General features: G+C 59.0%; 15 protein-coding genes. 9 read left to right on the top strand and 6 right to left on the bottom strand.

What is annotated here, in order from left to right; all coding sequences use genetic code 11:
• The first annotated feature begins 707 nt into the window (after positions 1–707).
• The 9 genes from rpmH to CJEIK_RS11270 all read left to right on the top strand — a co-directional run bounded on the left by rpmH (position 708) and on the right by CJEIK_RS11270 (position 7,993).
• A complete protein-coding gene (gene rpmH / locus CJEIK_RS11310; protein WP_005292556.1) occupies positions 708–851 on the top strand; it encodes a 50S ribosomal protein L34 in 144 nt (47 codons plus the stop codon).
• A gap of 84 nt (positions 852–935) precedes the next feature.
• Positions 936–1,325, top strand: a complete 390-nt coding sequence (gene rnpA, locus CJEIK_RS11305; protein WP_011274351.1) for a ribonuclease P protein component — start codon at positions 936–938, stop codon at positions 1,323–1,325.
• A 37-nt stretch (positions 1,326–1,362) separates the two neighbouring features.
• Positions 1,363–1,605: a membrane protein insertion efficiency factor YidD gene (gene yidD / locus CJEIK_RS11300; RefSeq protein WP_005292549.1), complete on the top strand. Its 243-nt coding sequence runs from the start codon at positions 1,363–1,365 to the stop codon at positions 1,603–1,605.
• 85 nt (positions 1,606–1,690) lie between these two features.
• On the top strand, positions 1,691–2,665 hold the full coding sequence (yidC, locus tag CJEIK_RS11295; RefSeq protein WP_005292547.1) for a membrane protein insertase YidC: 975 nt from the start codon (positions 1,691–1,693) through the stop codon (positions 2,663–2,665).
• 324 nt (positions 2,666–2,989) lie between these two features.
• A complete protein-coding gene (gene rsmG / locus CJEIK_RS11290; RefSeq protein WP_005292545.1) occupies positions 2,990–3,658 on the top strand; it encodes a 16S rRNA (guanine(527)-N(7))-methyltransferase RsmG in 669 nt (222 codons plus the stop codon).
• Positions 3,659–3,754: 96 nt separating this feature from the next.
• Positions 3,755–4,684 carry a ParA family protein gene (locus CJEIK_RS11285; protein ID WP_005292543.1) on the top strand — a complete coding sequence of 310 codons (930 nt, stop codon included), beginning with the start codon at positions 3,755–3,757 and terminating at the stop codon, positions 4,682–4,684.
• 269 nt (positions 4,685–4,953) lie between these two features.
• Entirely contained in the window at positions 4,954–6,222 is a 1,269-nt protein-coding gene (locus CJEIK_RS11280; RefSeq protein ID WP_077536306.1) for a ParB/RepB/Spo0J family partition protein, read from the top strand.
• A 51-nt stretch (positions 6,223–6,273) separates the two neighbouring features.
• A complete protein-coding gene (locus CJEIK_RS11275) occupies positions 6,274–6,855 on the top strand; it encodes a nitroreductase family protein (RefSeq protein WP_005292538.1) in 582 nt (193 codons plus the stop codon).
• A gap of 202 nt (positions 6,856–7,057) precedes the next feature.
• Positions 7,058–7,993, top strand: coding sequence for a hypothetical protein (locus tag CJEIK_RS11270; protein WP_034964128.1), 936 nt, complete (start codon positions 7,058–7,060; stop codon positions 7,991–7,993).
• Here the strand turns inward: CJEIK_RS11270 and CJEIK_RS11265 are convergent.
• The 6 genes from CJEIK_RS11265 to CJEIK_RS11240 all read right to left on the bottom strand — a co-directional run bounded on the left by CJEIK_RS11265 (position 7,967) and on the right by CJEIK_RS11240 (position 18,412).
• On the bottom strand, positions 7,967–9,154 hold the full coding sequence (locus CJEIK_RS11265; RefSeq protein ID WP_005292534.1) for an N-acetylmuramoyl-L-alanine amidase: 1,188 nt from the start codon (positions 9,152–9,154) through the stop codon (positions 7,967–7,969). The genes CJEIK_RS11270 and CJEIK_RS11265 overlap by 27 nt on opposite strands.
• Before the next feature lie 175 nt (positions 9,155–9,329).
• A complete protein-coding gene (trxA, locus tag CJEIK_RS11260; protein WP_005292532.1) occupies positions 9,330–9,653 on the bottom strand; it encodes a thioredoxin in 324 nt (107 codons plus the stop codon).
• A gap of 177 nt (positions 9,654–9,830) precedes the next feature.
• Positions 9,831–10,865 carry a thioredoxin-disulfide reductase gene (trxB, locus tag CJEIK_RS11255; RefSeq protein ID WP_005292531.1) on the bottom strand — a complete coding sequence of 345 codons (1,035 nt, stop codon included), beginning with the start codon at positions 10,863–10,865 and terminating at the stop codon, positions 9,831–9,833.
• Positions 10,866–10,903: 38 nt separating this feature from the next.
• A complete protein-coding gene (locus CJEIK_RS11250; RefSeq protein ID WP_005292529.1) occupies positions 10,904–11,521 on the bottom strand; it encodes an RNA polymerase sigma factor in 618 nt (205 codons plus the stop codon).
• Positions 11,522–11,708: 187 nt separating this feature from the next.
• Positions 11,709–15,479 carry a murein biosynthesis integral membrane protein MurJ gene (locus CJEIK_RS11245; protein WP_005292527.1) on the bottom strand — a complete coding sequence of 1,257 codons (3,771 nt, stop codon included), beginning with the start codon at positions 15,477–15,479 and terminating at the stop codon, positions 11,709–11,711.
• 173 nt (positions 15,480–15,652) lie between these two features.
• Entirely contained in the window at positions 15,653–18,412 is a 2,760-nt protein-coding gene (locus tag CJEIK_RS11240) for a hypothetical protein (RefSeq protein ID WP_005292525.1), read from the bottom strand.
• Between the last annotated feature and the right edge of the window lie 49 nt (positions 18,413–18,461).

Raw genomic sequence — 18,461 nt, 5'->3', positions numbered from 1 at the left:
GGGGCTCCAGGGTTGGTCGGGGGTGGCCGAAAGGTTAACGGGGGTTAAACCACGGGTGGTCTAGGTCGTAGGGCTGTTTGTTAGTTGTTCACGGCCCAGTGCACAGTGCGAAACGCCGGTTGTCCTGCGTTTCCACACAGTTATACACACCTGTGGATAACTTCTTTGCACATGTTATCCCCAAGGTACAGCTCTCTTGTGGATAACTCTAATTAAAGTACGAAAATGCTTTTGACCTGCATGAATAAGGTGTAAAGTTGAGGTTTAATGTTTGGGGGTGGAGGAGTTTTCCACAAGGCCTTGCGATATTTGACGTAGCCCGATTCCACCCCTTAAGGGTCTTGTTCACACCTACGTTCCTGGGATAGATCCAGGTGCTGGAGAGGCGCCTTTTTGTCCTTTGAGGTGGGACTTTTTTCGCTAGTAGCGCTGGAGGGGGTTCAAAATTTGGATAACTTCCGTCACAGCACGTATCCTTGACTCGTCTATGGCAACCCACGTACGACAGCAGGTCACCACGCTGTCTATCGGGTGCCACCGGTATCGGCTTTTAAGTCCTCCCGGACATTGCCGATCCAATTGTCCACTTAAATTAGTGGGCGCGCCGCTGGCTTAAGCGTTGATTCCAGTTCTTTGATGGGGCTGGGTGTCTGTTGTGGCTGTACGTGGCTCGTCCGCTGCTAGCAAAAGTTAAGGAGTGAAGTACCGTGGCCAAGGGCAAGCGTACTTTCCAGCCCAACAACCGTCGTCGTGCACGCGTGCACGGTTTCCGTACCCGCATGCGTACCCGCGCCGGCCGTGCCATCGTTTCCGCACGCCGCAACAAGGGCCGCAAGTCCCTGACCGCCTAAATTAGGCACAGACGTTCGCTCCACCCCAATACCGTTGGGGTGGATTGTCGTAGGGGCGTCAATAAACAAGAAGGAGCCACCACAGTGCTAGCTCCCCAATACCGGCTCCGGTCAACTGCCTTGTTTGGGCAGACGATACGGAATGGTCGGAAGAAGGGTAGTCGCACTGTGGTGGTTCACGTTTTGGCAGGGGGCTCTCGAGCCGAGGAGTTACCATTGCCGTTGCAAGAGGGGGCGACCGCCGGGCCACGCATGGGGCTCGTGGTTTCAAAGGCGGTCGGCAACGCCGTGACCAGGCACAATACTTCGCGGAAGCTTCGGCACGCTTTTCGTGCGGTGATGGAGGAAGACAGCCTGGACTTCCCCGTGGGCACAACGGTAGTCATCCGGGCGTTGCCGAAGAGCGCTACCGCGAGCTTTGAGGAGTTGGTCGGCGATGTGCGTAGCTGCATCCGACGAGCCCTCCCCCGCTAAAAACACTCGCGATGCCAGGCCGGGCTTCGGGGCGCGAATGGCTCGCCGATTGATCCTTGGTTACCAAAGTTATCTATCACCCCTTAAAATGGGGCCAACATGCCGTTTTGAACCTACGTGCAGCAATTACGCCTTAATTGCAATCGGCCGTCATGGCCTGATTAAGGGGTCGGTTCTCGCGTTGGGTCGTTTGGCCCGCTGTGGGCCATGGCATCCGGGAGGTTGGGATCCTGTCCCACCTCGTCGTCCCCTGTGTTCGTGGGGCGGGCGGCGCCGTTAGCTCAGTTCTTTTTGGTCGCGGGCTATCGGTGGCGTCGGCCCTACGGGCCTTAAAAGATCTACTTCAGGAGAAACCTCGAGTCGCCATGGATTTTATTTATTATCCAGTGTCCGGCGTTTTGTGGTTCTGGCATAAGCTGTTCAGCTACGTCCTGAGCCCCGATTCGGGCATTACTTGGGCGCTGGCGATCATGTTCCTCGTATTCACCATTCGTATTCTCTTGGTGAAACCGATGGCCAATCAGCTACGTTCCAGCCGCAAGATGCAAGAAATGCAGCCAAAAATGCAGGAGCTGCAGCGCAAGTACAAGAACGACCGCCAAACACTCGCGGTCGAGATGCGTAAGCTGCAAAAGGAGATGGGTGTAAACCCCCTGGCTTCTTGCTTGCCAATGTTGGTACAGATGCCTATCTTCCTGGGTCTGTTCCATGTGCTTCGTTCCTTTAACCGAACGGGCACGGGTGTGGGTCAGCTCGGGATGACTGTCGAGGAAACCCGTAACACGCCGAACTACTTTTTCGGCGTACATGAGGTCCAGTCGTTCCTAGATGCCCGTATCTTCGGCACTCCCCTATCCGGCTTCATTTCTATGGATCCGAACAACTATCGCGCGTTCTCTGCGGATGGTCACGTGGACTTCACTCGGACCAACATCATTCTTGTTGTTGTTCCGATGATGCTGGTCGCTTCGGTGCTGATGCACTTCTCTGCACGGATGTCCATGGATCGCGCTGCAAAACGTCGGGCAGAGAACCCGATTAAGGCAAATGATCCGAAGGCGCAGCAAACTCAGATGCAGATGGACATGATGCAGAAGATGATGCTCTGGGTCATGCCTGTGCTCTACCTAATGGGTGGCTTCGCTTGGCAAGTTGGCCTCGCTCTGTACATGGTCACCAACATGACTTGGTCTTACCTGCAGCAGTTCTTCCTCTATAAGAAGATGGATGCAGAGGAAGAAGCTCAGAAGGAGGCCGTCGCCGCCGCTAAGCGCACCTCCGCACCTAAGGTCGGCGCCCGTCCTGACAACCCTAAGAAGAAGGGTAAGAAGCGGAAGTAGCCGAGTTTGCCTGCAGAAGCTTGTTTGCTTTTAACCGTCACCGTTAAGGTGGCGGTTTTTTGTTTGACCTAGACCGGTCGGCTGCGTTGTTTAGGCCGTGTTTTAGTTGCAGTTTTTTGCATCGCTGGTTCGGCTTCAACTGGCTAAGTTCGGTCTGTGTTGCTGCTCTCTAATGTCATCTGAATAGACTTCCCATGATGCCGACGGTTGCGAGGCTCGGGTGCCTATCTGTAGCACGGGGGCTATAGAATGGTCGGAGTAATAGAAGCCGAATGTTTCACGTGAAACATTGCCCAAACCTCCCATTGTTGAAGGAGTGTCTAGATGGCAAAACAAGACGACGCCAGTATTCAGAGCCCGGACATTGGTGAACCTCCAGCGGCTGCGCGGGAAGTCTTCGGGGACCGACTCCGCTTGGCATGTGATTATGCAGAGTTTTTGGCTACCGCCGGTATCGAGAGAGGCCTTTTAGGTCCGCGCGAGGTCCCACGGATCTGGGAACGCCACATCCTAAACTCCGCAGTGCTGGGTGAAGTCATCGACGAGGGGTGTCGCGTGGTGGATATTGGATCCGGTGCTGGTCTTCCGGGGATTCCTCTAGCTATTGCCCGCCCAGATCTGAAGGTTCAACTGTTGGAGCCCTTGTTGCGACGATACAACTTCCTCGCTGAGATGAATGATCAGCTGAACCTCGGTTGCGAGGTAGTGCGTGGGCGCGCTGAGGACCCGACTGTAGTAAAGGCTCTTGGAGGCGCAGATGTTGCCACTTCACGAGCAGTTGCTCCGCTGGGTAAGCTCACCCGTTGGTCTCTTCCCCTCGTGAAGGTTGGAGGCGCCATGAAGGCCCTTAAAGGCGGGTCTGTCGCAGAGGAGCTTGAGCGTGACGCGAAGGAGATTGCAAAGGCTGGAGGCGGCGACGGAACGATTGAGCTGGTCGGAGAGTCTAAGGTTGCTGAACCCACCCACGTAATCACTATTCCGCGTATTAGATAGAGCTTCGATTGAGGCCTCTGTGAGGCTGAACTATTCTTGACTTACACCTCGATGTTTCACGTGAAACATCGGCTTTCGACTTCAGATTGGACGTAGATGTCGGCATTCGACATGGATGAAACACCCATTGGGCGGGCCGCTCAACAGGCTGCACGCTTGAAGAACCCGAACCGAAATAAGCTTCCACGGCCGGAGAAGTGCAGAAAAATCACGATCGCCAACCAAAAGGGCGGGGTAGGTAAGACCACTTCCACTGTTAACCTCGCTTGGTCGTTGGCGCTCTTAGGTATGAAGGTTCTCGTCATTGACTTGGATCCACAGGGCAATGCTTCCACAGCTCTTAATGCGGTTCATCATGCGGGTACGCCTTCGTCCTACGAGGTGCTTCTGAATGAAATGTCCATTGATGAGGTGATGCAGGGTAACGAAGATAACGACAATATCTTTTGCGTGCCTGCGACGATTGATCTTGCTGGGGCGGAGATCAACTTGGTAAGTGAAGTCCGCCGTGAATATCGCCTTGCTTCCGCCATTAGCGACGATTGGATTGAAGAGCACGGCTTTGACTACATATTCATCGATTGCCCTCCGTCTCTAGGCCTTCTTACGATCAACGCGATGGCGGCTGTTGATGAGGTACTTATTCCTATTCAGTGCGAGTACTACGCCCTAGAAGGCGTTAGCCAGTTGATCAATAACATCGCTATGATTCGCGAGAACCTGAACCAAAACCTGCATATTTCGGGTGTTTTGCTGACGATGTATGATGGTCGCACTAGGCTTTCGCAGAACGTTAGCGACGACGTACGTACACATTTCGGCTCCGTCGTATTGGATAATCACATTCCACGCAATGTTAAAGTTTCGGAAGCACCCAGTTACAACATGACCGTGCTTCAGTATGACGGCGGAGCGCCAGGCGCTATGGCTTACTACGATGCGGCAAAGGAATTCGCGAAGCGCGGAGATTACCTGCCAAGCGAAGAAACTGCGCCGATCGGAATTGCCCCAGAACTCCACAGTTAAGGTGACTAATAGTGGGGAAACGCAATAAAAAGACTTCCAAATTGTCGAAGAAGTACAATAACACTGAAAACAAGCGAGATGCTGGCGCGCCAATTGATGTTCCAACATCTTCTGCGAAGCCTTCATCACATCAGAATCTGGAGAGTTCGTTGCCAAATAGTAAGCCTTCGAGTGGGAGGAAGTCCCAGAACAACGCAAGTGGCCTTCCCTCGGAATCTGGGCGAGCTTTAGGGGAAACTAGGTCCTCTGGCACTTCCCGCAAACCACAGATGCCCTCCCCTAACGCTGTCGGTAACGCCCGTCGGGCTGGTTTGGGTCGTGGTCTTGCATCTCTCATCCCTACCGGACCCGCCCGTCCGTCCCTGGGGGACGGAGCCGCGGATATTGTCTTGGGCGGTGGCTCAAGCAATGGGGCGGGCACCAAAGGCACTAGCCAAGTCCATTCCCATCAAACGGAAGTGGCTGACGGTAGAGTTTCGGCTGGAGCGCAGGACACATCTTCGAGAGTCGACACTGACCGCGGCTATACCGAAGAGAGCATTTCAAGCTCTTCAAAAGCGGGAAGTGAGGGTACCTCAGGTACCGGCCTCAAACGTCACAGTGACGCTTCAGCCAAGCTTTCCGAAAAGCGCAGGGCTGATGATGCCAACGTAGAACGAGGCAGTGTTAGCTCTTTGGAGCCGACGAATGTTTCACGTGAAACATCCGACGAAGATTTCGGAGCGACTTACCAAGAGCTTCCGCTGAGCACCATTCGGACAAATGCGAAGCAGCCACGTGAGGTTTTTGACGAAGAGGCTCTTAAAGAACTTGTCCATTCCATAAAGGAATTTGGACTCATGCAGCCGATCGTCGTTCGTAGGGCGCCGAACGAGGACTCGACTTATGAGCTCATTATGGGCGAGCGGCGTTTGCGGGCTGCTAAGCGCGCCGGATTCGATGTAATTCCAGCCATCGTCCGGGAAACGGCAGACGATGAAATGCTGCGGGATGCTCTCCTGGAGAACATTCATCGTGTGCAGCTGAACCCGCTAGAAGAAGCTGCAGCATACCAACAGCTGATGGAGGAGTTCGGCGTAACGCAGGAACAGTTGGCTAAGAAAATCGGTCGCTCACGCCCGCTGATCACCAATATGATTCGTCTTCTCCAGCTTCCCGTATCAGTTCAACGACGCGTCGGCGCTGGAGTACTTAGTGCAGGTCACGCCCGCGCTCTTCTTGGGTTGAAAAGTGGACCGGAGGAGCAGGAAAGGCTCGCTACACGCGTCGTTAGCGAAGGGCTCAGTGTTCGGGCCACCGAAGAAGCCGTCACCTTGCTCAATCGTGGTGACGGGGCAACTGCCGTAAACAAGTCCAGCGGACGGCAAGCACAGCAGCTGCCTGAGGAGGTTTCTTCCTGGGTCGACAATGCATCTGATGCGTTGGATACGAAGGTTCGTGTGCAAATGGGGAAGAAGAAGGGCAAGATCGTTGTTGAATTCGGTGGCCCCGAGGACTTCGACAGAATTATTGAACTGTTGAAGTTCAAGAAGCACTAAAACGCTAAGTGAAAAGTAAAACAACCCTAGTCCTAACAAGGAGCTGACATTATGACTCTTACTGTGACCGAGGCAATCTCCAATCGCCGTGCGACTCGTAAGTACAAGAACCAGGCAATTCCAGTTGAGGTCTTGAACCGTGTCGTAGACAACGCGTTAGAGGCTCCCAGTGCGTTTAACGCACAGATGCGTGACCTGGTGGTTATTCAGGACGAGGCCGTCAAGCAAGCAATTTTCGATGCTTCCGGGCAACAGCAGTTCCTTGATGCACCCGTTGTGTTCGTCGTTGTCGGTCGCTCTGAAGTTGTCCCCGAGGATGCCGAAGAGGTGCTGGGTGCAGAACTCACGGAGAAGGTACGCGGGTTTAATGGCTCTGCTTCCGCCGCTAAGCTTCGAGAGATCGGTATTCGTGACGCGATGCTGGTAGCCGGATTCTTGCTTCTCGCGGCACAGGAACAGGGCCTGGCCACCTCCCCTACCACCGGTTGGAACGAAGAAGGCGTCAAAAAGGCTATTGGCCTTGAGGGCCGGGGTGATCGATCTATTGCGCTCGTCGTAGCTGCAGGATATGCCGATGAGGCGCCGGTTCACCCAGGTCGAGCAGAGAATCGTCGGGTTGATAACCACTACTAGTCGAAAACCGACCCAGAACGACCCCGATGTTTCACGTGAAACATCGGGGTTTTGTGTGGCAAAAAACTAGCGATTCCGCCCCAGCAACGAAAGGTCCGCTATAGGATTTCGGTAGAAAACGGTCGCACTCAACGAGCCCGCACCCGAGGTTTAGCAACATCCGAATCACTTGGGGCTTTGAACACACAGGAAAGGAGCGCTGATGGAAGTAAGCATTAGAGCAATTACACCTCAGAGCTCCGAAGATTTAGAGCCCAGTGCAGCAGCATCTACCTTCTGGGCCCTCCCACCAGAGTACGGTGCACAAAGTAAGGCATCGGATGATCCAGCTTTCGATAAGCAAGTGTGGCTACAGAATGTCCTCCTAGAATGGGGAATCTGCGGTTACACGGCTTTTGTAGGCACAGGCGCAGTAGGAACCCACCCAGTACCAGCGGCGACGGTGTTCTTTGCTCCTGCGCGGTATATGCAGGGCATTGCCAACCTTCCAACAGGTCCGATCTCACCGGATGCAATCTTGCTGAGTACTGTTCATGTCGCGGTACCGTATATGGGGCTTTACCTGGAGCATCAGCTTATCGACACGGTTCTTACTGAGGCTCATCGGCGTGGCGTGAAGGCAGTGGAGGCCTTCGCGCGAGTCGAGGACTTCGACGAGGAGCTAGCGAGACAGCTAAATGAGTCCTCGCAGCTGAAGGCAGAGGATGAGATCGGAAAAGAAGGGCAGGCTCTAAGCGCCCTCGAGTCTCTAAAGTACGTGCCCGAATCCTACCGAGGATGGAAGACAGCCACTGAAAGCCACGCAGCGAATGAGGACATCCTAGACGGCGCGCCCATGCTTTCCGAGGATATTTTGGAGGCTGAGGGCTTCAAGGTTGTGAAGCACCATCGGCACTTCCCGCGCTATCGCTTTGAAATCAACGGAACCCATAGCCTGTTTGGAGACTTTGCCGAGGAAGATCACGCACGGGTCAACGGGACAGAGAGGCTGCCTACTGTGATTGGTGGGAACCAAACATCTAAAGTTTCAAACTCGCTCGATACGCCTGGGATGCTGGGAAAGCGCGAAGTGTCCAACCAGGCGTCATCAAAATTCAGCCCGGCGGCGGAACTATTTGTTCGGAAGCTCTTCCTGTAGCAACTCCAAGAAGCTGAAGGTGCCGGTGGCATGGACGTCCTTGTCCAGCAAGTAGAGGCGCTTCACGGCCACGACAATAGCCTCAGCGATGGTATCGCGCATCGCAGGGTCGGTGAGGATCTCAATATCCTTCGGGCTTGTCAGATAACCGGGTACGACCTGCACAGTCGGCATGCTGGTCAGACGCAGGATGTCCCAAGTCTGTCCGTGATTAAAGCAGTTCTGCAATGGTGTGCGGGCAACGATCTCGCGCTGAATAAAGCCGGAGAGCTTCTCGCCCACCATTGACGAGTAACCGGTAAGCGATCCGAAGTAGAAGGTGGCAGCGCCGTTGGCCTTATCGTTGGGGTATATGTCAGCGCGGAGGCTAATCATTACGTCAGCACCGAAGGCATTAGCGATATTGGCGCGATCCTGATTCGTGGGATTTGCCGAACGTGGGCGGGAAAGAATCGTTTCCATTCCTGCCGCGATCATGCGGCCCTCTACCCTACCGGCAAGATCCCAGAGAATTTCCTCCTCCGAGATCTGCCCGAAAGGACCATCGACGATGTACCCCTTGTCCGAGCCACCCAATCCCGGATCAATCACAACGCGCTTGCCGGTAAGCTGTGGGCCGGCGGAGCGAATCTGTTCCTTTTCCCGAATGGATTGGGGTGAGCCACCGGTAATCCTCCGCCCCAGGTAAGACAGCGCGCGCAGAGTATCTGGACCTACAACGCCGTCGTTGTTTAGCCCATAGTTCAGTTGGTAGTTCACCACGGCTGAATGGGTACGCGGGCCGAAGTGGCCATCCACGCGGCTGGTGTAGAAGCCTAGATCATGAAGCTGGGTTTGCAGCTGCGCTACGTCGTCCCCCACGAACTGGTTGCTCTGCAGTGAGAGCACACGCGCCCCCAGGGTGTAGGAGGCCTCACGCAGCGCCCGCAAAGTACCGGGTGTGATGGTGCCGTCGGCAATAATGCCACGTTGCTGCTGAAATGCTTTGAGTGCCTCCGCCAGTGTTTCGTCGAAGACTTCTTCCTCACTGGTCCAGCGCTGCGACTTACTGCCGGTCGCATCACCTTCGTACCCTTCCAGTAGCCCGAGGCGAGCCAAGGTGCCGCGGACCTCAGCGACGCGTGGGCTGCGGTCGCCGACCTGGAGAAGCAAACGATCCACTGGGTTCAACACTCCAATTCTTCAAACTTTTGCGGCTCTAAGGCCGCTGCAACCACTGTGAGACAAATCACATGTGGGGTCTATCGCCGACAGTGGCGAGTCATAGGTGCAATTCTAGGGACAAATCCGCCGATTTGCTTTACTTGCAGGTCAGGCGTGTTAGATCAGACGGATCCTAAAGCTGCGCTTCAATTGCGGACCGTAGCGTATCCCGATCCTGAGCACCGGTAAACTCTGCTACCTTCTCCCCGTCCTTGAAAACCATAAGAGCGGGAATAGACATGACCTGGAACATTGCCCCCAGCATGCGCTCCTCATCGACGTTCACCTTGGCGATCTTCGCCTTGCCATCGAACTCCGCCGCCAGCTCGTCGAGAATGGGCGTCATTGCTAGGCAAGGGCGGCACCATTCGGCCCAGAAGTCGACAAGAACAGGCTGAGTAGACTCGACGACCTCGGACTTAAAGGTAGTCTGGGTGACGTTCACAATGTCGGACATGGCGGCGATAAACCTTCTGGTTGGGGGCTTTTCCTTTAGGTTGGAGGTTACCCTTCAACGTTTAAATATCCTATGTCCGACCGGCCATAGTTACCTAACGGTGACCGAACTTGTCCGATCCGTTACGAGGAGCGCGATCCGTAACAGGAGCGGGCCCCAAAACATGCCCGCAAACAGTTAAAGAGTCGCGAGGTACGCCTCGGCATCCAGAGCAGCGCGGCAGCCAGAACCAGCTGCGGTGATTGCCTGCTGGTAGTGGGAATCCACCAGGTCGCCGGCGGCGAACACTCCAGGAAGGCTGGTGCGGGTGGAGGGCTCTTCGACCTTCACATACCCGTTATCCTGCAGCTCTACCTGCCCCTCGAAGACAGCGGTGCGCGGATCATGGCCAATGGCGACGAACATGGCGTCCATCGCAACGTCCTTCTGCTCGCCGGTCTGGGTATCTTCCACCACGAGAGTCTCAACGGACTTATCACCCTTCACTTCCACGACCTTGGCGTTAGTCAGGAATTTGATCTTCGGGTTGTTACGGGCGCGCTCCTCCATGATCTTGGAGGCGCGGAATTCGTCGCGGCGGTGAATGATGGTGACGGTCTCGCCGAACTTCGTCAGGAAGTCGGCCTCCTCCATGGCGGAGTCTCCGCCACCGATCACGGCGATCTGCTTGTCCTTGAAGAAGAAGCCATCGCATGTCGCACAGGCGGATACGCCACGGCCCAGCATTTCCTGCTCGCCGGGAACGTGCAGGTAGCGTGGGGCGGCGCCGGTAGCCAGGATCACTGTGCGGGCTTGGTACTCCTCGCCGTAAGCCCACACCTTCTTGATCTCGCCGGTTAGATCAACCTTCTCTACGTCCTCTTGGCGCAGGTCAGCGCCGAAACGCTCGGCCTGGGCGCGCATCTCTTCCATCAGGTCGGGCCCCATGATGCCCTTCTGGAAGCCGGGGAAGTTCTCCACCTCGGTGGTCTGCATCAGCAGTCCGCCGTACTCCACGCCTTCAAAGACCACCGGGTTCAGCTCTGCGCGGGCTGCGTAAACAGCGGCGGTGTAGCCAGCCGGGCCGGAGCCGATGATGATGACGTCGTGAACCTTGCCTGCCTCCGCTTCCGCAGCGCCGGCTGCACTCGTCGCGCTGGCGTTATCCGCGTCCGCGGCACCCTTCGAATCATTGTTGAGAATACCGCTGGCCTGCAGGAATGGCTGGTTCATATCTATCCTTTGAGGTCGGAGATGTTGTTCACTCCAGTTTAACCGGCCACGGCCATCCCGTATTCCTCTGCCCCACCGAGGTGTTCGTACATCATGCGCTTTGCCCGGTTCTTCCGCGACTTCACAGTACCAACGGGGATCCCCAGTTGCGCTGCGGCTTTTGCCTCGCTTAGGCCTCGAATCTCCGTCAGCACCATCACGTCCCGCATTTCGGGCGAGAGTCGTCGCAGGCTGCGGTGGACATCCAGTCGGGCGACGGTGGATTCCTCCCGCATTCCCCGCGCGGGCAAGGTTCGCGTGCATTCGTTGAAGTCTTCGCGTCCCGGCTGTGCCTCGCGACTGTAGCGCTGCATATATGAAAGCGCCGCGTTGCGCATAATGGTGGCCATCCAGGTGCTTACGCTGGCGGAGCGATCTCCGTTGAAGCGCGCTGCGAAACGGTGCACGCGCAGCAGTCCTTCCTGGTAAACGTCCATTTGGTGGCCCTCAGGCACGTTGACTCGCCGCACTGCCCACCACAATGTGCGCTGGTGGCGGTCGATCAGCTCGCGGAACGCGCCGGGTTGCCCATCGTTGTGGCCGCGCAGCAGTTCATGGTCAGTTTGTTGCGCTGGCCGTGTGTCGTTCTTTGTATTTTGTGACGCCCCCAGCATCATCTTCCCCCTAGTGTGTCGTCGGGAGCCATGCCGCCCCCTTGCCTCACACTTTATTCATCGGTGGGGCAGGTTGTGGGTCTTTAGTCTTGGACCTGTGGATAACTGAGAACGGCGCCTGCCTCATTGTGAACTTCACAGTTGAGGCAGGCGCCGTAATGCGCTAAGGGGATGTGGGCTTACTGACCGACTATCCGACTGGTTGTACGGAGCGTGTGGGGCGGGAGCTTTCTTCCGTGTTGGCCCCGTCGTTGGCCCCGCCGATACCGCCTTCGCCAGCGCCGGAGTTTTCGTCACTGGTCTGGTCCAGCCAGTTACCGACGGCGGTAATTTCCGCCAGCGTGGCGGGCTTCGGCAAGGGCAGGCCGGTGATCCAGATCAGCAGGCGATTGCCCTTGGCGGCGCTCACCTTGTCGGTATCGTATTTGCCCTTCTCACTTCCCTTTTCACTGCCGCCGTCGCCGCTCCCGTCTGCACTTTCAGTCGACGTGGAGGAAGAGCCTTCGCGGTTGTTGTCCCAACTGGAACCACCGGTGGTACCGGGGCTGTCTGCGCCCATGCCGGCCAGATCCACGGTCACATCGGTGGAGTCTGCCTGCACGCTCTTCAGCAGCGTTGTCTGGTCCAGAGATCCGAGTTTGCCGTTGTTATCCGCCTGCGCCAATCGCAGCTCCAGTGTGGTTCCCTGGGTTAAGCCGCGTAGCTGAACCTGAGACAGCGCAGTGCCTTCAGGCAGCGTCATCAAAAGGCCAATTCCGGGCTTTGTGGTGCCAGGCTGGCCACCGAGCTGCACGGAGGCGGGGTTGGACTGCCAGAACGTCTCTGGGTCCCCGTCGGTGATCAGACGCGCCAAGTCCGGGCGGTCCAGCGGCCAGTTCACGTCGGCGGGCAGCCACTCAAGGGGTCGGCTTAGAGGAACCTCCGCCGGGTCCACACCGCGGACGGCCTGCGCACCCTGGCGCAGCGAGTCGGTGGACAGTGGCGAATCCTTCCGGTCGCCGCCGACCACGCTGATCACCGCCGCTACCAGCGCGGCGACAACCAACACGGAGACGAAAGCGATGGCCGCGGCGGCTGCCATGCCCACCGGGCGGTTGCCGCGGGCTCCGAAGCCGGATTTAGCGCTCGGGTCCGGGGTTTGATCCTCCTCGATCGCCAGGCCACCGGCCTTTAGCTCTCGGAGATCCTTCGCAACCTTGCGTAGGTCCTCGGGCCCCACCTTCTCGCCGTCGAGTTCGTGGATCTTCTTGTAGATGCGGGTGAGGTCCTCCGGCACCTCCTCGTAAGGGACGTGCTCCAGCAGGAGGCGAAGCGCCACGGCCACGCCGTGTGCATCCTGTGCCGTGTCATCGTTCGGCAGCACACCCGGGAAGGCCAGCACAGCCGCGCCGTCGGTGCCGATGCGCACGCGGTCGCGGTGATCCAAGCCCAGCGAGGTACCACTGTCTTCGGCCTGCGCGGCAGCGTCGGCTAGCGAAGATACGGCGAAGGCCGCCGCCAGCGGCTCAGGCTTGCTCTCCGCCACGGTGGTCAGCGGGGATCCCTGCACCCAGCGCGACACAATGACTACCAGGTTGCCGTAGTCGATCACGCGGTTGACCTGCGCCATACCCGGCACGTCGAATTGCTTCAGCTTCGCGGAGAGGCGCAGCATCTCGTCCTTCGCACGCGCCACCTCCACGCCGTTGACGGGCACGGATACTCCAGGGGAAACCTGCGAGCGGGCATAGGCCACTGGATCCATGATGGTCAGAGCCACGATGTCGCCGGTGGCCAACTCGCGGCCCTGCCAGAAGCGGGCGGCCGACCAGCCGCCGTGGTCGGCAAGCAGACGGTAGCGGCCTTCCAACAGCGGAGCACCCGGCACCAGTCGCGGACCGCGTACCCGTCCGGCCGCCAGTGGCGGCAGTGCTACGCCGGCCATCATGTGGTCCAGAGCAATGGCCTCCCGGGCGGCCAGCTCCTGGGCTGACAGGCGACGGGACTGGTCCTCTTCGTTGGGTTGCTCGTCGCTGGGAAGTGGGCGTCGAGAAGGTAGAACCCGCGACATACCCGGGATGCGCGACAGGGCGCCCACCAGAGTCTGGATCTCCGGCAATGGGGCGCGCACCAGAATCAGCCCGGTTACGCCAAGGAACAGCACGCCAGCGATGAGCAGGCGGATGATGAACCAGGGGTTGGCGAGCGTCTGGAAGGCGAAGTGCGTCAGCAGCACGTCCACCCGCCAGGCGACGAGCGCACCGATCAGAGAGGATCCCAATGCCCACAGAACCGTCATCGTCACCTTGCGGAACTGCAGGTCCCCCAGTGAACGCCGTAGCAAGCGGTCACCAATGATTGCACCGGCCATAAAGCCCAGACCATTGGCCGCACCCAGCAGCACCACAACCAGGCGCGGCTCGGTGGCGATCTGCGGGGCGATGTAGGCAAAGGTCAACTTTGTCGCGGTGATACCCGCGATGATGAAGGTGGGAGTCCAGACCTCCTCGCGGGCGTAGAACACGCGCAGGTGCAGAAGCACCAGGGCGTAGGGGATCAGGGTGAACGCGGAGAAGCTGATGGTCCAGCCCAGCACGTTCGCGTCCTCCAGGGAGAACTCCTTGTAGGCGAACAACGCGGCGGATATCAAGGTGCCGAAGCAGGTGAAGAACACAATGATTGGCACCATCGCCAGCATCGTCAGCTTCGAGGCGACGGTCAGGTCGCGCACCACGGCCTTGTCATCACCTTCCGCGGCATTGCGGGACAATCGCGGCATGACGGCCGTCAGCAGCGTCACGCCGATCACGCCATAAGGCATTTGCAGCAGCTGCCACGCCTGCATGTAGATGGTCGGCGCGACCTCCCACGTGTCGGAGGCGATGCGGTTATTCAGCAGCCAGCCGACCTGAGAGATGGCCACGTACACCACGATGGCGATGGCCATGCCGCCGAAGGACTTCAGGCGCTCGTCGATCCCCCACAGCGGGCGCAAGTTAATCCCGGCCTTGCGCAGGAAGGGCACCATAATCAGCGCCTGCATCACTACGCCCGCAGTGGTGCCCAGACCCAGCAGCATCACATGCGGGTCGGTAATGGTGACGTTGTCCGTGGGCTGCAGCTTCGTATCCCGCGGCAGGAACATGTACAAGCCCAGCACGGCGAGCGTGACCACGTTGTTGGCCACAGGCGCCCACGCGCCGGGTTTGAACACTCCCTTGGTGTTCAAAATCGCCATGAACACGGCAAACATGGCGTAGAACATGATCTGCGGCAACACCAGGTAGGCAAATGCCGTGGACATGCCGATGTTCACGTGGCCTTCGGAATCCAGACTCATGCGCACCAGCAGTGGCGCACACGCCACGGAGACCAGGGTGATGACCAAGGTCAACGAGAACGTGAGCGTCAAGAGTCTTCGTATGAACGCTTCACCGTGGTCCGCGTCCTCCTTCTCGGCGCGCACCAGGACGGGTACCACCAGGGAGGTCAGCACCGCGCCGAGCACCAGCTCGGTCACCAGGTTCGGCAGTGTGTTGGCCGTGTTGAAGGCACTGGCCACCGCACCGCCTAGCGCGGAGGCGATGAACACCGTGCGCAGGAATCCCGTGATGCGGCTGATTAAGGTGGCGATGGCCATGGAGCCGCCGGCGCGGACGATCTGCTCGTCGCTCTGCTTTTGGCTCTGGCCGTCTGTGCTGCCACCGGTGCCGCTGTTGCCAGTGCTGCCTGCGTTGCCACCAGTGTTCGCGCCATTGCCGGTCGGCTCGTCGGCTGCGGTCGCGGTGGCGCTCGCACTGGCTGCGGTAGCGGTGCCCGCAGTTGCCGCGGTGGACTTAGCGCCCTGGACCGCGGCAGCGTCGCTGCCGTTGTGGGCACCATTGCTCTGGCCGCCCTGGCCGCTCTGGCTGCCCTGTCCGTTACGGGAGGTTGGGGCTACCTCGGCAGGGCTTTGTGACGCCCCGTGCCCGCCCGCCGACATCTCAGTCTTCGCGCGGTCTTTCTTCGGCGCTAGCGCCGGCGGCTGGGTCGCACGGAAACGTCCGCGCTGTCCGGCCGAGGGGCTAGCCGGTTGGTCTTCCCTCTCTTGCTCAGAAGTCACTACTCCATCTTTATGCAACAACCGTGCATTCCCTAACGGAGTACTGGGCGTGTCTAGTTTTGATCGCCTTCCTGCGGGCGTGGAGCGGGCCGCAGCGGAGTGGCCGCATTGCGCTTAGAAGCGAGGCCACTCCGGCGATCCCACAAAACTTTGCCCGCCGCGCCGATGCCTAACAGAAGCACGGCGATGATGGTCACTCCGCGGGAGGACAGTCCCGGCACGGACTGCACACGCAGCTCTACCGGATCCGAAATTCGGGTGCCTTCCTGCAGATCACCCTTGCCATCTTGACTGGTGGTCGCCAGCCATAAAGATAGGTTGACCTGCTCAGATGTATCCTCAATATCGGTGGTTAGCGACCAAGTGATGGAGCCCTTGGCCGGGATCGTCGGCGAGGCCGTGGAATCCACGTGGACGGTGACGTCCGTGTGGGCGTCAGAAGAATAACCAACCGCGGCGGTCACCGGCAGGGGCAGCCCGTTGCGCGCAACAACCAGCAACGGCGAGGAATCAGACGTGCGGGTAAAGACATTGCCCGGCGGCAGCAAGCTGATAGACCGACGCAACTGGGAGGTGACCTGCCCCACGCGAGTGAGGTTGGTGCCGAGTTGCTCACGGAGGACGTCCACCTGGCCGCGCTCGCGCTTGCGGTAGGTGGAAAGGCCGCGCAGCAGATCGGAAAACAGGGGGTTGGTAAAGCCCTCGCGGGTCAACGCAATGGCAGAATCATTCTGCATAAACAACGTAAGTTCTCGCAGCTTGCGAGCGGTATCCGCCACCGTTCCGAGATAAGGCGAGGAGTATTCGCCGGGGTCGGCGTAGGGCACCGTGGTGCTGCCGGAGCCAACATCCGCCAGGTCGATGCCTCGAGGCTTCACGGCCTCCGGCAGCGGGGCGGGAGTGGCCGAGTGATCGTCGAGGTGCTGGCTGATGGTCTGTAGGAAGCTACTGGCCTGAGCCTTGTCCACGGACCAAGCGGCAGGTGGGACGGCGAGGGTCGGGCGGCCGGAGTCAAGCTCCAGGTTCAGCACCGCTTGCGCACTAGCCAGACGGGCTGCAGCGCTATCGTCAGCGAGGTTAAACCGCAGGTCAGGATTGGAATATGCAGAGACTTCCGGGTGTTCGCCGGTGGCCTTGAGCACCGTGCCGAGGTCCGCGGAGTACGTCAGCGCGGTGCCTGTGGTCCGTGCACCGGGGAGCTGCGCGCCGGGGAGGTTCACCAGGCGTTCGTTCCATGCTTCGTCGGTGGGGTTAGGTGTGTCGGAGGCTGTGTCTTTCGCGCCTTCCGTGCCCTCTTTGCCCTCCGTGCCCGAGGTCGGCGCTGCCGCCGGCTGCTCGACGTTCACCGTATTATCCGCAACCAGAGCGGTGACGTGCCCAACCTGCGGAATTGCCGGTTTACCCTGCACGGTCTGCTCAAACCGGCGCGACTGGTCGGGCTCAATTGCTTCAACACCCTCCGGAGCCTTACTGATCCCCGCAGCCAAAACCTGCTGCGCCTCCGGGGAAACATAGCCGGCGTCCGGGATCACCACGTTCTGTGTCGGAACCACGCCCAGGATCCGCTGAATCACCCCGGCACCTGTGCCCAGGGCGCGCACGCGCAACCAGTCGGAATCCACCTGTGAGAGTCCATTGATGTCCGCCCCGGCGTAAGGCAGCGCTACCGAGCAATTGTTCTGCACCACTTCCCGCAGGTCAGCGATCCATTTCTTCGCATCCGCATTGCCGGGCATGTGCTGGGCGTCCACTTCCTTGCCTCCCAGGATCTCGTCCCAGGAGTCGCGCAGTCGCTGCGGCTCCTCCACTGGGTCGGGCGTACGCTCGCCTACGAAATAGCCTTCGGCCAGGCGATTTACTGTGTCCAGCAGTTCCGGGTCAATGGCGATGCACGTCGCCTGCTTCAGCTTGGTCGACTTCGCCTCGCGGTACGCATCCAGCAGTCCCCGCAGCCTGCCGCCCTCGGCGACCTCGGCCGCTAGCACGTCCTTCGTCACAAACGCGGGGCGCCGCTTCGGGGCATCGCCCGTCTGGCCTGCCGCCATGTACGTCTGCCCCGCCAGCGGATACACGACCGTCACCGGGGTGCTGGGTTGTTCTTCCTTTCTTGTGGACGCCCTCACGCTCAGCGTAGTTCGCGCCACCGCCAGGTATTGCGTGCTCTCCTGCCCGGATGCCTCCGGGTTCGTGTCTAGGCCACTCAGGCTAAACAACAGGGGATATGCGCCGGGTTCCTTAAAAGCATCCGGCGGGAGGCTCAGCGGTTGGGGCGAAGGGGCGTCATGAGAAGAGTCGATGGGGGTGCCAGCGGCGGGGACGGTGACCGTAACCTCGCGCGTTTCGCCGGGGCTGAGGGTGCCATCGAGCTGCAGAGGCTGGCTGCTGAGGGAGTATTCGCCCTGGTTGGCAAGCTGCGCGACACGCACCTCCGCGGCGGTGGCGGCCGAGCGATAGAACAAGGTGAGTGAAAGATTGCTCAAGGCATGCGAGCGGTCGTTGCGGATGCGCAGGGTATATGTCTGGCCGCCTGCTTGAGTGTTGGAGTTGGTGGCAGTGCCGATGCCGATGATCTCCAGGTCCACGTCCTGCTGCGGATCAGTCGCGCGGGCAAGCGGGTTGGCCCAGGTGGAGTCTTCGCTAACCGCGGGGTTGGTGGAGTCCGGGGCCCGCCCCTGGGCTGAGTTTTGGGTGGAGGAGGCCGAGGGGGCGTCCTTAATAGGGTCGGCAACCGCCGGGGCCACAGGCAGGGCAAAAAGGCCACAGAGCGCGACAGAAACACCAATCGCCGTGCAGGCGTGGGGGAATCTAGACATTGCGCTCACCTAAGCAATTGGTAGCTCGTGATTAGTAGTTGTTGATCGC

The organism is Corynebacterium jeikeium (assembly GCF_028609885.1).
GTDB classification, from domain to species: domain Bacteria; phylum Actinomycetota; class Actinomycetes; order Mycobacteriales; family Mycobacteriaceae; genus Corynebacterium; species Corynebacterium jeikeium.
This window is presented reverse-complemented; position numbering and strand designations above follow the sequence as displayed.

Excerpts from the sequence above, each read along its gene's own strand:
- yidD (WP_005292549.1), top strand. The coding sequence starts at position 1,363 with ATGGCTCGCCGATTGATCCTTGGTTACCAAAGTTATCTATCACCCCTT.
- yidC (WP_005292547.1), top strand. The coding sequence starts at position 1,691 with ATGGATTTTATTTATTATCCAGTGTCCGGCGTTTTGTGGTTCTGGCAT.
- rsmG (WP_005292545.1), top strand. The coding sequence starts at position 2,990 with ATGGCAAAACAAGACGACGCCAGTATTCAGAGCCCGGACATTGGTGAA.
- CJEIK_RS11285 (WP_005292543.1), top strand. The coding sequence starts at position 3,755 with ATGTCGGCATTCGACATGGATGAAACACCCATTGGGCGGGCCGCTCAA.
- CJEIK_RS11280 (WP_077536306.1), top strand. The coding sequence starts at position 4,954 with ATGCCCTCCCCTAACGCTGTCGGTAACGCCCGTCGGGCTGGTTTGGGT.
- CJEIK_RS11275 (WP_005292538.1), top strand. The coding sequence starts at position 6,274 with ATGACTCTTACTGTGACCGAGGCAATCTCCAATCGCCGTGCGACTCGT.
- CJEIK_RS11270 (WP_034964128.1), top strand. The coding sequence starts at position 7,058 with ATGGAAGTAAGCATTAGAGCAATTACACCTCAGAGCTCCGAAGATTTA.
- trxA (WP_005292532.1), bottom strand. The coding sequence starts at position 9,653 with ATGTCCGACATTGTGAACGTCACCCAGACTACCTTTAAGTCCGAGGTC.
- trxB (WP_005292531.1), bottom strand. The coding sequence starts at position 10,865 with ATGAACCAGCCATTCCTGCAGGCCAGCGGTATTCTCAACAATGATTCG.
- CJEIK_RS11250 (WP_005292529.1), bottom strand. The coding sequence starts at position 11,521 with ATGATGCTGGGGGCGTCACAAAATACAAAGAACGACACACGGCCAGCG.
- CJEIK_RS11245 (WP_005292527.1), bottom strand. The coding sequence starts at position 15,479 with ATGTCGGCGGGCGGGCACGGGGCGTCACAAAGCCCTGCCGAGGTAGCC.
- CJEIK_RS11240 (WP_005292525.1), bottom strand. The coding sequence starts at position 18,412 with ATGTCTAGATTCCCCCACGCCTGCACGGCGATTGGTGTTTCTGTCGCG.